At 38.1% G+C, this 14360-nt stretch carries 12 protein-coding genes; 2 read left to right on the forward strand and 10 right to left on the reverse strand.

Annotated elements, in window-relative coordinates:
* Nucleotides 1-330: 330 nt before the first annotated feature.
* Nucleotides 331-987, reverse strand: coding sequence for a PilZ domain-containing protein (locus ESZ26_RS01950; RefSeq protein ID WP_146797208.1), 657 nt, complete (start codon nucleotides 985-987; stop codon nucleotides 331-333).
* 383 nt (nucleotides 988-1370) lie between these two features.
* Here ESZ26_RS01950 and ESZ26_RS01955 point away from each other — a divergent pair, with 383 nt between their 5' ends.
* Complete coding sequence (locus tag ESZ26_RS01955; protein ID WP_146797206.1) at nucleotides 1371-2927, forward strand: MCP four helix bundle domain-containing protein; 1557 nt, start codon at nucleotides 1371-1373, stop codon at nucleotides 2925-2927.
* A gap of 121 nt (nucleotides 2928-3048) precedes the next feature.
* Here the strand turns inward: ESZ26_RS01955 and ESZ26_RS01960 are convergent, their stop codons facing one another.
* From ESZ26_RS01960 to ESZ26_RS01985, 6 genes are all read right to left on the reverse strand, one after another.
* A complete protein-coding gene (locus ESZ26_RS01960; protein WP_146797203.1) occupies nucleotides 3049-4650 on the reverse strand; it encodes a sensor domain-containing diguanylate cyclase in 1602 nt (533 codons plus the stop codon).
* Nucleotides 4640-5068, reverse strand: coding sequence for a type 2 periplasmic-binding domain-containing protein (locus ESZ26_RS01965; RefSeq protein ID WP_223271547.1), 429 nt, complete (start codon nucleotides 5066-5068; stop codon nucleotides 4640-4642). The genes ESZ26_RS01960 and ESZ26_RS01965 overlap by 11 nt, the downstream gene beginning before the upstream one ends.
* Nucleotides 5069-5070: 2 nt before the next feature.
* On the reverse strand, nucleotides 5071-6333 hold the full coding sequence (locus ESZ26_RS01970; RefSeq protein ID WP_146797201.1) for a hypothetical protein: 1263 nt from the start codon (nucleotides 6331-6333) through the stop codon (nucleotides 5071-5073).
* Between the two features lie 450 nt (nucleotides 6334-6783).
* A complete protein-coding gene (fghA, locus tag ESZ26_RS01975; protein WP_146797198.1) occupies nucleotides 6784-7635 on the reverse strand; it encodes an S-formylglutathione hydrolase in 852 nt (283 codons plus the stop codon).
* A gap of 110 nt (nucleotides 7636-7745) precedes the next feature.
* A complete protein-coding gene (locus tag ESZ26_RS01980; RefSeq protein ID WP_146797196.1) occupies nucleotides 7746-8876 on the reverse strand; it encodes an S-(hydroxymethyl)glutathione dehydrogenase/class III alcohol dehydrogenase in 1131 nt (376 codons plus the stop codon).
* A 213-nt stretch (nucleotides 8877-9089) separates the two neighbouring features.
* Nucleotides 9090-9416 carry a DMT family transporter gene (locus tag ESZ26_RS01985; protein ID WP_146797193.1) on the reverse strand — a complete coding sequence of 109 codons (327 nt, stop codon included), beginning with the start codon at nucleotides 9414-9416 and terminating at the stop codon, nucleotides 9090-9092.
* Nucleotides 9417-9594: 178 nt separating this feature from the next.
* On the opposite strand from ESZ26_RS01985, the gene ESZ26_RS01990 reads away from it, so the two are divergent.
* Nucleotides 9595-10461, forward strand: a complete 867-nt coding sequence (locus ESZ26_RS01990) for a LysR family transcriptional regulator (protein ID WP_146797191.1) — start codon at nucleotides 9595-9597, stop codon at nucleotides 10459-10461.
* Between the two features lie 184 nt (nucleotides 10462-10645).
* Here ESZ26_RS01990 and ESZ26_RS01995 read toward each other — a convergent pair whose 3' ends face one another.
* The 3 genes from ESZ26_RS01995 to ESZ26_RS02005 form a co-directional block, all read right to left on the reverse strand.
* A complete protein-coding gene (locus ESZ26_RS01995; RefSeq protein WP_146797188.1) occupies nucleotides 10646-11698 on the reverse strand; it encodes an NAD(P)/FAD-dependent oxidoreductase in 1053 nt (350 codons plus the stop codon).
* A 147-nt stretch (nucleotides 11699-11845) separates the two neighbouring features.
* Nucleotides 11846-12301 (reverse strand): hypothetical protein, encoded by a 456-nt coding sequence (locus ESZ26_RS02000; protein WP_146797186.1) that lies wholly within the window; start codon nucleotides 12299-12301, stop codon nucleotides 11846-11848.
* 77 nt (nucleotides 12302-12378) lie between these two features.
* Complete coding sequence (locus ESZ26_RS02005; protein ID WP_211361194.1) at nucleotides 12379-14328, reverse strand: cytochrome c/FTR1 family iron permease; 1950 nt, start codon at nucleotides 14326-14328, stop codon at nucleotides 12379-12381.
* Between the last annotated feature and the right edge of the window lie 32 nt (nucleotides 14329-14360).

Raw genomic sequence — 14360 nt, forward strand, 5'->3', positions numbered from 1 at the left:
TCAACTATCTAATGCTAACGCTGTAAGAGTATAATGCTTGCTTAGCAATATAGGTCACTCGTTCTTATCAAAGTATAAGTGAGTATATAAATTTCCCTGCTCAGGTAAATATAATCTAACACTGTTGTATATGCTTTGGATACACTTCATCTTATGAAATAGATTAATATATCAATGGGCTAGACTAAAAATAAAATAGAAAACCTAAAAGGTGTTTATTTTACTTTAGCTGCCTTTTGCCCTTCCCCTTACTTTTCGTCGTTATTATTGATGTTTTGCTCAGTTTTAAAATCAACATCAAGCGAAGTCTTGATGTTGAGAGTCTGTCGGTTAATTTGAAAACATCACTTTCATTAGCAAGTTTTTAATTACATCATAAGATTCATCTTCAAACTTGACGCCAAAATAATCAATCGTTAAAGATGATTTTACATTACAAACAGTACCTTTTATTGACGTAATGTCACTTAATGCTTTATCAGTTATAGCGAAGGTAATGGTGTCGTCTTTGTTGATAACAACCTTTCCTTCCTTTTTAACACTTAATAAACAACCTTCTAGTGAAAGATTAACCATGATGCCTTTAAATATCGAATTATTGACCGAAGCTTCAATATTTAATTGCGTATCAATCCGGGTTTCCTTTCGCAGCGGCCGCACTGCAACCTGCTGTGGAATATTCAAGACGATCATTTTTGCTGGAACGGTTATAGTGCGCTCTATACTGCTAACGAAAGCAACAACCGCCCCTTCATGCTTTTCAACGATGCTTCGAACCGTGCAGGCTACGCCTTGATTAAGATTACCAACAAGCTCGGCATGACGATTTAAATCAGGTAATTGAATCAGCATAAAGTGCTTAGGTAAAAAACCAACAAAAACACTCTTAAATTTTAATTTTTTACTGGCCGGAATTGAGACTTCAACAATAATTGGAGAGCCTGGTGTTAGCATTGATAATGATTTTGTTACATCATCTCGTATCATTGAAGATTTCTCCAGTAAGCCATGCCTTATAAAGGCTTTTATCGTTAACTTAACACGTCGATAAATTAATTTATTAACGTGTTAAGTTCTTAAATGCGTTAAGATTAAATATAACATTGATTTTCATACTATCAATATTTATTGGGGTCTAAGAGAAAAAACGTTAATGAAAATATAATGAGCGATAAGGTTTTTTCTTTATTAGCCTGACTAACGCTTTAAAAATAGACTTCATCGCTTAGTGTTAACCACTGATAGCTTTAAACGAACAACAAAAGATTATCTGCTTAAAAAAAGCTATTTAATTGATATTTATTAGTATTACTATTAATCTATTGATTAACTAGACAGTGATCAGTGTAAATTTATAAAGAGTATTATTGATGATCGAACTTTTTCGTAACATGAAAATTTCACGTAAAATCCCTATTTCTATTAGTATTTTTATTATACTACCTCTAATCATCTCGCTCATTGCAATGAACTCAACCAATACCATTAACAAAAACGGTCAAGATATTTATGATAATTATTTTGTCAGCTTTGTTAATCTTACCGACGCTCGAAAATATTTATATGAACAATTTGTTCTGATAAAAAGTCATATCATTTCTCCTGACGATGAATATATGAAGGATACTGAAAAAAAAATCAGTGATGCCTCAGCTAACTTTCGCAGATCCCTCACTAAGTTTGAACAAACATTAGACAGTGGTGAGGAAACAAAATTACTCTATAAGTTCAAAAAACAATTAACAGCGTTTGAATTGTTAACAGCGCGAATTATCATTTTAAGTAAAAATAACCAAGATATTGCAGCAGATAGACTAGCAAATGAAGAATATGGCGTGCTTTTTAATGACATGCAATTAAATATGGCAGGTATGCTAGAAACTAATGTTGCAGGAGCACAAGCCCTTTATAATAGTAATCATCAACATCATCAGAATACTCGTTCTATTATTATTTTAGTCACCACAATAATCATTACCATCGGCTTATTTATTGGTTGGCTTTTGATCAGTACAATATTAGAGCCACTCCTTAAAATACAGTGCCATATAGCGAGTCTCACCAATTCAGGTGATCTGCTACATCAACTAGACATTGAAGGCAAAGATGAAATAAGCGAATTAGCTGAGTCATTTAATACTATGCTCGAGTCATTATTTCACGCACACAACAAGCTAATTCAAACTGAAAAACTGACCTCTTTAGGCTCTTTAGTTGCGGGAGTTTCTCACGAAATTAACACCCCATTAGGCATAGCAGTTACTGTAGGCAGTACGATTAAAGATAATTTTCAGAAATTTTCAATTCTTTTTAAAGAAAAAAAAGTGAAACGCTCTGATTTAGTCGTTTTCGAAAAAGAAGTTAATGAATGCTTAGTGGTTTTACTCAATTCTTTAGACAGAGCGGTGATCCTCATTCAAAGTTTTAAACAGGTGGCTGTCGACCAAACAAGTGAGGCAAGGCGTCTATTTTTCTTATCAGATGTCGTAGACGAGGTGATCCGTATTCATCACCATAAAATAAAACACACGGGGATAACTTTCGACTGCTCAATCGATAAAAACATTGAGATGGATAGTTTCCCCGGTCCTTTAGGACAAGTGATGACCAATTTATTTAATAACGCCATTATTCACGGCTTTGATAGCACAAATGCTGGCGTTATTGTTATTTCAGCTTATCAGCACAACTCAATCGTTTTCATCAAAATAGAAGACAATGGTAAAGGTATCCCCAATGAATTTATTGACAAAATTTTTGAACCATTTTTTACTACTAAGCTTGGTGAAGGGGGGTCAGGTTTAGGCCTAAACATCATCTTTAATATTGTTGTTAGTTTAATGGGCGGTAAAATTAGAGTAACGAGTGAGTTAGGAAAAAACACCAGTTTTACCTTAGAATTACCCTTAGTTTCTCCACAAAAATAACAAAGATCAATAATAAATATTAATGGTGTTCACTATCATCTTGAACACCCTCTAAAATAATTTGCTGATTTTTCAAGCTCGAAAGCGCTCCAACACCATAAAACATTCAATAGCACGCTTATTATAGTTTTTGATAAAAGGCGACTTGACCCCGTCCAGATGCTTTAACTTGGTACATCATATCGTCTGCTTTGACCAGCAATTCGTCCAATACCTTACCGTCTTTAGGCGCGACCACAATACCAATACTGGCACCTATGTGACATTGCGTGTCTTTTGAAATATAAATGGACTGCTCTATCTCTGCAATAATGTTATTAGCTTGTTCGAGTATCAGCTCTTGGTCAACGTTCATTAACTGACGAGCGACAATAAATTCATCGCCCCCCCATCGAATACACAAGTCTGTCGCCAAGTTAAAATGTGCTTTAAGACGTTTTGCTGTTGCTATTAAGACCTTATCCCCCGCTTCATGACCATAAGTATCATTGACCGGTTTAAATTTATCTAAATCGATCATCATCAGCACAAGGTTTTGTTGATTTTCTAAACAATAAAGTAAGGCGTTATCTAATTTTTTATCGCCGGAGCGTCGATTAAGTAGATGGGTTAAAGGGTCATGATCCGCTTCAAAACGTGTTTGAAACTCCCGTTCTGCTCGTTCAGTAACGTCATGTATTATCACTTCAACTAAATTACCTTGATCGCCACTGCGTTCGTTGCTGCGCTGCTCCGTTAATTTTGCAAATAAACAGTGCAACCATAGCGTTTTATTGCCAATGCGGCATTCTATATCTAGGGTGACTTGTGGACGATTCTTATCGGCGCGAATGCTCAATAACAACTTTTCTAATTTGTCGACATCATTTAATAAGGTCGGAAAGTGTAAAGAGGCTAAGTCGGTCTGTCCTGCAACACTCAGGTATTGTAAAAATGCTGGGTTGAAGGTCGTGATAATGTTTTTTTCATTGAGCAGACAAATTCCTGCACTCGCTTGTTCAAAAATAAGCCTAAATTTACTCTCTAACTCTTGAGTTTTTTCGCGCAACGCTCGTTCATTACTAATGGTAAGGTGCAACTCATGCATCAAGGAGTTTATGCCTTGCGTTAGTTTACCAATTTCATTTTTTTCACCTTGCTTGACCAATAACATTCGCATTGTTTTTGGTACGCTGGGATTGATAGTAGCAAAACTATCGGTTAACTTTTGAATAGGACGAGTTAGCCATCGGTGCACAACCAAAGAAACAAAAAAAGCAATGATGATGGATTGTATTAATATCAATGCCACTTCTTTTTTAAGTGAAGTTTGTGCCTGTTGTTCAATATATTTATCGTCTGGGTAAACCGTAAGAGTACCGACAACCGCATCATCAATAAAAGGATGAATTAGTGGGATCACTATGCCGTCTTGCTGCTCGTTAAGGCCGTCACTGGAAATGCTCATTTCACCTTCGCCGTCGAGCCTAGCACCTTGAACTAAATCATTACTGAACAAACCACTGATAATTTCTTGTCCGAGCTCACCATCATTCAGATAAGCCGATATAGTCGCGGTTTTTGCCATCGTTTGGGCTAATTGTTTAACCAGTAGATAGTTAGTATCTTTCTTTTCTTGAAGGCCAATATAATAGGATAACGTTGATGAAAGCAACGCAACAAGCACGGCAACTAGAGCAATCGCCAGCGGTACTCTGACATAAAGATTTTGACTAATTTTCATTAAATCGATAAACCACTTTTACAGCATCGGTGAGCTGGTTTACAGGAATATAACCAATAGAATATGGTGAGCTGTCTAACTTCTTCAAAGCATCTTCAATTGAAATGGCTGAAATCGGTGGTTTAGCTCGCCCTGAGAACAGTAATCTTGCCCAATAAGCATTTATTTTTTGCTCATTTTTATTAACTAATTGCAGATAAAAGTCATTCTTCAATAACGATTCAGAGGGTAAATCTAGTGGCTGCGCCATTTCACCATCAGGAAAAGTTAAATAACGGCCCATGTAAATATCAATAACTTCACGCTTAGATAAGGAATTAATCGCATTGTCTTTATTTACCACAACAACAAACTCTGTACTCACAGCGTCAAGGTTAAAAAGGGCCAATCCAATCATTAATAATAGAGGATTTTTCATCGTTAAAATACCATACTTGCACTGACAGTAAACACATTAACTTTATGCTCTTTTTCAACATTTTTAGGATCACTTATCCCCCATAATCCACCACCAAAGGGTTGAATATCAAAGTGATCTATTTGCGTTTTTACTATCAAATTGTCTAATACTTGCCATTTTGCGCCAACATTAATTGAATGTTGATGCACCACTAATCGGTCAACAGCCGCTTTTGAAGCAAGGGCTAACTGCTGCAATGGTAAGGTGACTTGTATCGGCGTACCGGGTAAAAATTGTGGCGCAGTGACGGTGGTTACCTCGTTGCGATTCTCTGAAATAGAAACACTAGAAAAAAGAGTTACCTTATCTAAGCGATAACCGACACTAACGTAGCCGTTAATATTTGAGGAAGCAACCAACCAAGGAGAGTTTGAAATACCAATTTCAGATTGAATTAGCCAATTGTCATTATCGTAAGTTAATCCTAAAGCAGCATATTCAATGGTCTGATTTTTGGTATCAAAGCTTGCTGATAACGACGCTGCTTGTGGCCATACCGGAGCTGGCACAGAATTTAATAGATTAATAAACTCATCTAATGCCTGAAATTTATAATCCCCCACGTTGGCTTTTGATACAGAAAATCTCATGGTCCAAGCATCAAGTACGTAGGTTGCGCTAAAAGTCATTAAGTTATCAAAATCAATAAAAAAGTCTTCACCACTGGCTTTTAATTTCGCGGTGGTGTTGCCCGCAGCCAGTTTTAACCGTAAGAAACCATCATTAATCGATTGGCTGTATTCAATATCTACGCCATCAAATTTCCCCGCTGTACTTGCAAAAGAGTAATACTCATGAGGTGGACGCACCCATAAATAGGCGTATCCCACGTGCGGATATTCAGACAGTAAATAAAGGTCGCTATTTAATCTACCCGCACGAATAGCCCAATTACGAGAAGGACGGTAACGCAGAAAGGCTAATTCGAGGTAGTTTTCAAATTCGGTATTGGCGTGATCTTCAACTACAAATTGTACGACAGAATCCCAGTTTTTAGCTAAGGTAATATTGGCTTGTCCACCTAAAATTGAGTCACGGGTAGCTGACCAGCCGTTATCGTCAACATTCAGATAATTGGGACTAAAAGCAACATCTTCATTGTCACTGTAACTAAGCGCTAAGGAGGCAAAGCCACTAAACTCTGCTTTTATGTTATCTGCATAGGCATTATAAGCGACACCTGTGAAAACTAAAGCCGTGGCAATAATAAATCGATACAACATCTTAGCTCTTTTTCATTTGATAATTTTGATAATATCGATGATAACAGATAGGTCATTTATTTACCTACTGTTCGGTAACTAAAATACAACTAATTATTTAACGAGTACAAGACCAATACTTGTCTGTTGAGGTGATGCTTGTTAAAAGAATAACTGATAAACGTATGATTTATTCGCTGAATTAACTCCATTAACATCGTCTGTGATGCTTAGAGCAAGATTTAGGCAGTTAACCAATAAGCGTTACCATTTTCGTCGTATACCTACCCTCGTATTTGATGGTATAAAATTGGCGGGTATTAGACGACAAAACACCCGTTTTTTTTGGCTAGTTTACAGGGCATTTTTCACCGAGGTCAAGATTACTTGGGCCTGATTAAGGGCAATAACAAGGTTTACCCGTTAGGGCAATAACAAGGTTTACCCGTTAGGGCAATTGCTCCTTAATCTTTATCTATCTAAGTGCTCACCATGAAAACGCAAATGCGCTTCAATAAATGATGAGATGAAATAGTAGCTGTGATCATAGCCTTCATGAATGGTTAGCTCTAGTGGATAATCATTCATTTTTGCTGCAGCCTCCAGTGTTTCTGGCTTTAATTGCTCTTTTAAAAAGTCATCAGCGCCACCTTGGTCAACTTTGGCAGGAATAAACTTTCTTGCTTTACCCATTAATTCACTGGCATCATACTGCTGCCAAGTTGCTCGGTCTTTCCCCAAGTAGGCGCTAAAGGCTTTTTTGCCCCAAGGCGCGTTAATTGGATTGCAGATCGGGCTAAATGCTGACATTGAACAATAACGTTCAGGGTTCAATAAGCCAATGGTTAATGCCCCGTGTCCACCCATGGAATGTCCACTAATCGCGCGTTTATTTGACACCGGAAATGCGGCTTCAATAATAACTGGTAGCTCATTAACCACGTAATCATACATCTGATAATGACGACTCCAAGGTGCTTGGCTAGCATTAACATAAAATCCTGCGCCCTGCCCTAAATCATAACTATCATTATCAGCTACACCTTCACCTCGTGGGCTAGTGTCAGGAGAAACAATAGCAATGCCTAGTTCAGCAGCGATACGCAACGCACCAGCTTTTTGCATAAAGTTTTCATCGGAACAGGTTAGGCCCGAAAGCCAGTAGAGCACGGGCACTTTTCTGCCATTAATTGCCTGTGGAGGCAAATAAATAGCAAAGCGCATGTCAGCGTTTACTGTTTTGGAATGGTGGCTATATTGCTTATGCCAGCCACCAAAAACTTTATTTATACTGATACTTTCAATTAAAGGAGCAATTGTCATCGAGTAACCTCAAGACGTTCCTCTGCTAATGACTACGATAAAAGAGGAACGCCATACTATTAATGTGGATTAATATCTTTCTTAAGATGAATGCTAGTTATTAACAGCCGCTATTTATCAAAATGAATAACACTGCGAATACTTTCGCCTTTGTGCATTAATTCAAACGCTTCATTAATATCTTCAAGCCCCATAGTATGAGTAATAAAATCGCTTAATTTGAATTCTCCAGCTAAATAACGCTCAACGTAATGGGGTAATTCAGTACGACCTTTAACGCCGCCAAATGCAGAGCCACGCCATACTCGCCCAGTCACCAGTTGGAATGGACGAGTTGATATTTCTTGTCCGGCACCCGCAACGCCAATGACCACTGATTCTCCCCACCCCTTATGACAACATTCTAAGGCAGAGCGCATTAAATTTACATTACCAATACATTCAAAAGAATAATCAACGCCGCCATCGGTCATTTCAACAATCACATCTTGAATAGGCTTATCGTAGTCTTTGGGGTTAATAAAATCGGTAGCACCTAATTTTTTCGCTAGTTCGAATTTACTTTCGTTGATATCAATGGCAATAATACGACTCGCTTTCGCCATCGTTGCGCCAATAACTGCTGACAAACCAATACCGCCAAGACCAAAGATAGCAACCGTTGCACCTTCTTCAACTTTTGCCGTATTCATTACTGCACCCATGCCTGTTGTAACACCACAACCTAATAAACAAACTTCTTCTAGTGGCGCTTCTTTATTGACTTTTGCTAATGAAATTTCTGGCAACACCGTGTATTCAGAAAAAGTTGAACAACCCATATAATGAAAAATAGGCTGACCGTCTTTGTAAAAACGAGTGGTGCCATCTGGCATCAAGCCCTTACCTTGTGTCTCACGAATTTTTTGACAAAGGTTGGTTTTACCCGACAAGCAGAACTTACATTCGCGACATTCTGGTGTGTATAATGGAATAACATGATCGCCTACGTTAACACTGGTGACACCTTCACCAATTTGCTCAACAATTCCCCCACCTTCGTGACCTAAAATAACCGGAAAAATACCTTCTGGATCGTCACCAGACAAAGTAAAAGCATCGGTATGACAAACACCAGAAGCAATAACTTTCACTAACACCTCGCCTTTACGAGGTAACATCACATCAACTTCTTCGATAGATAGTGGCTGATTAGGGCCCCAAGCAATAGCCGCTTTCGATTTTATAAATTTATCTGACATCATTATTCTCACTTTTCAATTAATAGATAGGTTAATGGGATTAGCATCTAGTCGAATTTGTTACAATAACGCTAGTTTACTCAACTCGCTTAAAAATGATAATACACCTAATACGAAATTCACCTTTACCAGCTGGTAACAATCTAAAGATCATTATTACCAAAAAGTTAAAGCGTCTTTTTTGTTAAAAATTATTGCTCTGCATTACGCATCTTAATGACTGTGTCCTTGGGCAAGGTTTATCATAGCGATACCAACAGCAACTAGCCCCATGCCAAGCCATGTTGTTAGATCAAGATGCTGACGGTAGATCAAAGCAGACAATAAAGTCACCGTTATAATGGCAAGCCCTGCCCATAATGCATGGACAATACCAACCGGCATGCCCTTCATTGCTTGGCCTAAAAAAATAAACGCAGCTAAGTGTCCAAGTAAAACTAAAGCACTTGGCAGAGGTTTACTAAAACCGTCCGTCTCTTTTAACGCCACATGAGACATCGCTTCAGCAGCGACACCTAAAAAAAGGAATAACCAACTCATCTTTATTTCCTATACTGTTACACGAACTGTTGCTGCCACAGGAATGACACAATTTTAAATAAGTCACTCCTGTGGCTAAATCACAATATGCTTGTCTTGATAGCGGTTATTATAATTATTTCTATATAAATGATAATATGCTAATTTGGTAAATAACTTATACATATAGGTAACAATCATGCAGTGGGATGGCATCAGCGAATTTGTTTACGTTGCGGAAAATGAGAGTTTTACACTCGCTTCAAAAAAAATGGCAATATCTACCGCACAGGTTAGCCGTCAGATAAGTGCGTTAGAAAAACGCCTTAATATCAAATTATTTTATCGAACGACCCGCAAAGTATCATTAACCGAAGAAGGTCGGGTTTTTTATCAACATTGTCGCAGTGTTCTCGACGGTCTCGATGCTGCTGAGCGGGCTATTACAAATTTGCAGTCTAAACCACAAGGTAAAATTAAGTTAACAGCGCCCGTTGCCTATGGTGAAAAGCAAATACTACCGCTCGTCAATGATTTCATAAAGCAATATAGCGATGTAGAAGTGTCGGCTTATTTAAGTAACCGTCAAATTGACATTGTTGAAGAAGGCTATGACCTAGCGATTCGTCTTGGTAAGTTAAGTGACTCGACCATGATGGCAAAAAAGCTTGGCAAAAGAACAAACTACCTTTGTGCATCGCCACAATACCTAGAAAAACAGGGAGTACCTCATTCTCTTTCAGAGCTTAATAAACATAGTTGTTTGTTGGGTACATTAGACTACTGGCATTTTAGAGAGTCTGGCCGAGAGAAAAGTATCCGCGTAACAGGTAGATTACGATACAACAATGGTTACAGTTTGATGGACGCCGCGCTAAAGGGCTTAGGGATAGTTCAGTTACCCGATTATTATGTTCAACAACATATAGAAAGTGGTGAACTGGTGACCCTATTAGATAATTACCGTGCACCTGACGAAGGAATATGGGCAATTTACCCTCAAAATCGCCATTTATCACCTAAAATAAGGCTGCTGGTAGATTATTTGGCTGAACAGCTACTGTAATTTTCAGCTTTTATTAAATGACCTAACAGGACTGTAAAGGTTAAGCCATAGCATAAGATAGTAGCGGTTAAGTTTGCCGCTATTATCTTACATACTTTCCACCTAAACCTGTCCAGTCCTATGGCACAGATAAAGAGACAACAACAAAAGGAAAGTAGTAAGAATTACTTGCCTGTTTTAGCCATCAATCATCCAACAGGCTTTCGAGTGAATGTGTTACCCCCATTCTTTGATGTACTACCGGACTCGTTGTCGTGTATAGCGTTGGAATACGGTCTTTTTCTAAAACAGTTTCAGCAATCGAAAAGGCTGCTAAGGCCGTTTCGTGGAAACCACTTAAAATCAACTTTCGTTTACCTGGGTAATAATTGATATCGCCAACCGCATAAATACCACGCACTGAGGTTTGAAAAGATTGTGTATCTACTTTTATCTGGTGTTGGTGCATGGCAAGTTGCCAGTTTTCTATTGGGCCAATTTTAGGTGACATACCAAAAAAAATAACAAGCTCATCAAGTTCCACTCTCCGTTTAATACCATCTTTTGAACTGATCGTCAGGCCAGTTAGCTTATTATCTTCTTGTTGAAAGTCGCTCACTTGCCCGCATAAAAACTGCATTTTTAGTTGCTCGCACAAAGCGAACATTTCATTAACGCTACTTGTAGCGGCTTTAAATTTGGTACTACGATGAATAAGTAGCACACTATTAGCTATTTTTTGTAGGCTCAAACTCCAATCAAGTGCAGCATCTCCACCGCCTAGCACAACGACGTTTTTATCTTTAAAGTGTTCTATGTTATTGATTCGGTAAAACAGTTGTTTATCTTCAAATTTATCGATTAACGGTAGTTTTAATTTAACGGGTGAGAAGGCACCATTACCGGCAGCAATAATCACCGCCCGACAATGAATGAGGGTGTTTTTGTGCGTAGTAACCGAAAAAGAAACATCCGATAATTTATTAATGTCTTCGACCCGCTCGCCTAATAAATAAGTAGGATCAAAGGGAGCGGCCTGCAAACAGAGATTGTCTATAACTTGACTTGCCTTAGCATTAGGCAAAGCAGGAATATCATAGATAGGTTTGTCTGGATAGAGTTCACTGCATTGCCCGCCAACTTCTGGCAAGCTGTCGATAACAACGGATGTTAACCCTTGTAACCCAAGCTCAAACACTTGAAACAAACCGACCGGGCCTGCGCCAATAATTACTACGTCTGTCGTTAAGGTTTTCATAAGTACCTCCTCGGTACCGTTAGCTTATATTCAGGGCAAGTTTAGGGCCTTGAACTATGAGTCTGTTTCATTTGTACAATAAGTATTTATCACCTCGCTGCTTTGTCTATTTACTCTTGGGGTGTTAGCATTTAGCGAGTCCAAAAATCACATATCATCCATCCGATGAGCCGAGTGAACAAGTTTATGACTTTGTTGTGATTGTCTCTCTATTAAGTCGAGTATATGTTCTTTCACCGTTTGATTTGTCGAGAGATCGACTATTAATAATAACCAATCATTTATTGTCTCGATTATTTCAATATTTATAGCCAATATCTCATCGATGCTCAGGATTGTTTGTTGTTTATATTCTATAAATTTTTTTGCAAGTCCGTGCTCAATGTCTTCATCGACCCAACTATCAGTAACTTTATGAGATTCGGACTTAATAAGTGTATCAAGATAGTCGTTATTCCCATCTTGTTTATCAATAAGGTAATGGATAAACATCCGCAACCTTTCATCTTTAGTCTTTTTTAAAAGTTGTTGACAGAAAGTTTCAAACTCTCGATTAACATCTTTAATATGTTGATAAATTTCTTTTATCTGATGAAATCTCATGCTTTTTCCTTATTTTATATAGAGTCAATCGCCGTTATTGTTTCTTAATTACTCAGAGTGTTTTTACAACAAGAATATTACCCTGCTCGTCTTTGTTTCAACCAAGGCTTAAAAAATAACATACTGGAACAAAACAAGATAAAAGCTTGCATCGCTATGCCTTGCCAAGTCGAATTAATGCCTAACCACGCTAAATGAAAGTCAATTGGGAAACGCGTAATGCTAATAAGCGCAGCTTCTTGCAGCGCTGTTATCGCTTTACCCGCTAAAATAAATGACAAGGCTAACAGTAAATATGTTGTTATTGAGAAGAATCGCCCTATTGGTAATTTAATAGAATATTTAATCATTAACCAAGCCACGACAACAAGCATAGCGAGTGCTGCCCCAAAACCACTAAAGAGCACAAGTTGCTGTGAAGAGTTTGTCTGTGTTAACAGTGATTGATAAAAAAGTACCGTCTCAAAAACCTCACGATAAACAGCAATAAATGCTAAGCCCGATATTCCCCATAAAGTACCGGCTTTTAAACTTTTATTAATATTTTGTTGAACATAACGTTGCCATTGATCGGCTTGCGTTTTACTGTGCATCCAAAAACCAATATAAAATAGCACAATCGCCGCTAACAGCGCGGCAACCCCTTCCATGGTTTCGCGACTAGCACCGCTGATCGTCACTAGTTTTTGTGCCACTAGCCAAGTTAACCCACCCGCAATCAAGGCGGCTACCCAGCCAAAGTGAAGATATTTAACCGCTTCTTTTTTATTAGATCGTACCAGTATGGTAAAAAGTGCCAGCACAACCAATAGCGCCTCTAAGCCCTCTCGTAACAAAATGATAAAGCTGGCGCTAAACAAAGCGGAGTCTGATATGGATGAGTCATTGAGTAAAAATTCAGCTTGTTCTATTTGCCGCAAAATTGCAGAAACAGACGCATCAAGGTTAGCCGAGCCTTTATTATTGATAATTTCATTGCGCAAACCTAACAAGTTAGACTCAATCCCTTTGCGTAACGAACTATCATAAGCGTCGAGGTTATTTTCAACTAGCTCAAATCCATCTAAGTAGGCACTCACCGCAAATTGTTGAGCAAGTATAACGTCATTATTCTTGAAAGCGGCCAGTGTCTTTTTAAGTTGGTCACGTGCGATAGTTAATGGCGCTTTAGTTGTGGAAAACAGCACCTCAGGATTAGCCCTAAGCTGTTCAACAACACCTTTATCCAAATCAGTTTTCGCCCTATACAGTTCGTTAGGGCTATACTGAACAAGCTCAGCAAGTGAAAGATCAAGCGTATTGTTTTTTTGTTGTTTTTCATCTGCAACAAAAGCCAAACTACCCGTATAAAGTGCTAACGACCAACGTTGTTTTGCCGTTAAATTATTGAATGAAGGCATAGCAGTGTCGTCAAGCCCACCGGTTATTACATCATATAATCCTAAAATAGAACGATCCAAAGCACGTGTTCTTTCGTTAAAGTTAGTGGGTTGTGGACTTAGTTGGCTTGCAAGTTCGCCATCGCCTTTCCCTGTTATGCCATGACAACTGGCACAATTATTTTTAAATAATTGTTTTACTGTCGATGGTGAAACTAAAGATGTTGGTAACAATAACTGTGGAGAATTTTTTATCAAGACGTTTTTTAATTCACTGGTAAGCCCTTGTATTTCGACAAGTGTTTTTTTCGCTTGTACCGCATAGAGAAGTGATTTCGATAACCTGATCATGGCTTGTTCACTCGGTTCTCTCGCCGCTCTTTCAGCAATAATGTTGGAAAAATCAAGCATTTCTTGATACTCACCTTGATCAACGATTTTGCCATCAGTGATGGCAGAAGTATAATCAACACTAATATATTCTGTGAGTTGTAAAAGTTGACGTAATCCTTCTGTATGGATACTTGCAGATGTTTGCGTTGAGATAAGATAACCAATAACAAAAAAAACATGAAAAAACATACGCTTAAATGAGCGCATTGAAAAAGTCATGAAATTTTGAGAATAACGAGAAAAGTAATAAGTCATAAATAACCCTATAACGCAATTGAGAATGATTC

It is taken from the genome of Colwellia hornerae (assembly GCF_007954355.1).
In the GTDB taxonomy this organism is placed as follows: Bacteria; Pseudomonadota; Gammaproteobacteria; order Enterobacterales; family Alteromonadaceae; genus Colwellia_A; species Colwellia_A hornerae.

Excerpts from the sequence above, each read along its gene's own strand:
- ESZ26_RS01950 (WP_146797208.1), bottom strand. The coding sequence starts at position 987 with ATGATACGAGATGATGTAACAAAATCATTATCAATGCTAACACCAGGC.
- ESZ26_RS01955 (WP_146797206.1), top strand. The coding sequence starts at position 1,371 with ATGATCGAACTTTTTCGTAACATGAAAATTTCACGTAAAATCCCTATT.
- ESZ26_RS01960 (WP_146797203.1), bottom strand. The coding sequence starts at position 4,650 with ATGAAAATTAGTCAAAATCTTTATGTCAGAGTACCGCTGGCGATTGCT.
- ESZ26_RS01965 (WP_223271547.1), bottom strand. The coding sequence starts at position 5,068 with ATGAAAAATCCTCTATTATTAATGATTGGATTGGCCCTTTTTAACCTT.
- ESZ26_RS01970 (WP_146797201.1), bottom strand. The coding sequence starts at position 6,333 with ATGTTGTATCGATTTATTATTGCCACGGCTTTAGTTTTCACAGGTGTC.
- fghA (WP_146797198.1), bottom strand. The coding sequence starts at position 7,635 with ATGACAATTGCTCCTTTAATTGAAAGTATCAGTATAAATAAAGTTTTT.
- ESZ26_RS01980 (WP_146797196.1), bottom strand. The coding sequence starts at position 8,876 with ATGTCAGATAAATTTATAAAATCGAAAGCGGCTATTGCTTGGGGCCCT.
- ESZ26_RS01985 (WP_146797193.1), bottom strand. The coding sequence starts at position 9,416 with ATGAGTTGGTTATTCCTTTTTTTAGGTGTCGCTGCTGAAGCGATGTCT.
- ESZ26_RS01990 (WP_146797191.1), top strand. The coding sequence starts at position 9,595 with ATGCAGTGGGATGGCATCAGCGAATTTGTTTACGTTGCGGAAAATGAG.
- ESZ26_RS01995 (WP_146797188.1), bottom strand. The coding sequence starts at position 11,698 with ATGAAAACCTTAACGACAGACGTAGTAATTATTGGCGCAGGCCCGGTC.
- ESZ26_RS02000 (WP_146797186.1), bottom strand. The coding sequence starts at position 12,301 with ATGAGATTTCATCAGATAAAAGAAATTTATCAACATATTAAAGATGTT.
- ESZ26_RS02005 (WP_211361194.1), bottom strand. The coding sequence starts at position 14,328 with ATGACTTATTACTTTTCTCGTTATTCTCAAAATTTCATGACTTTTTCA.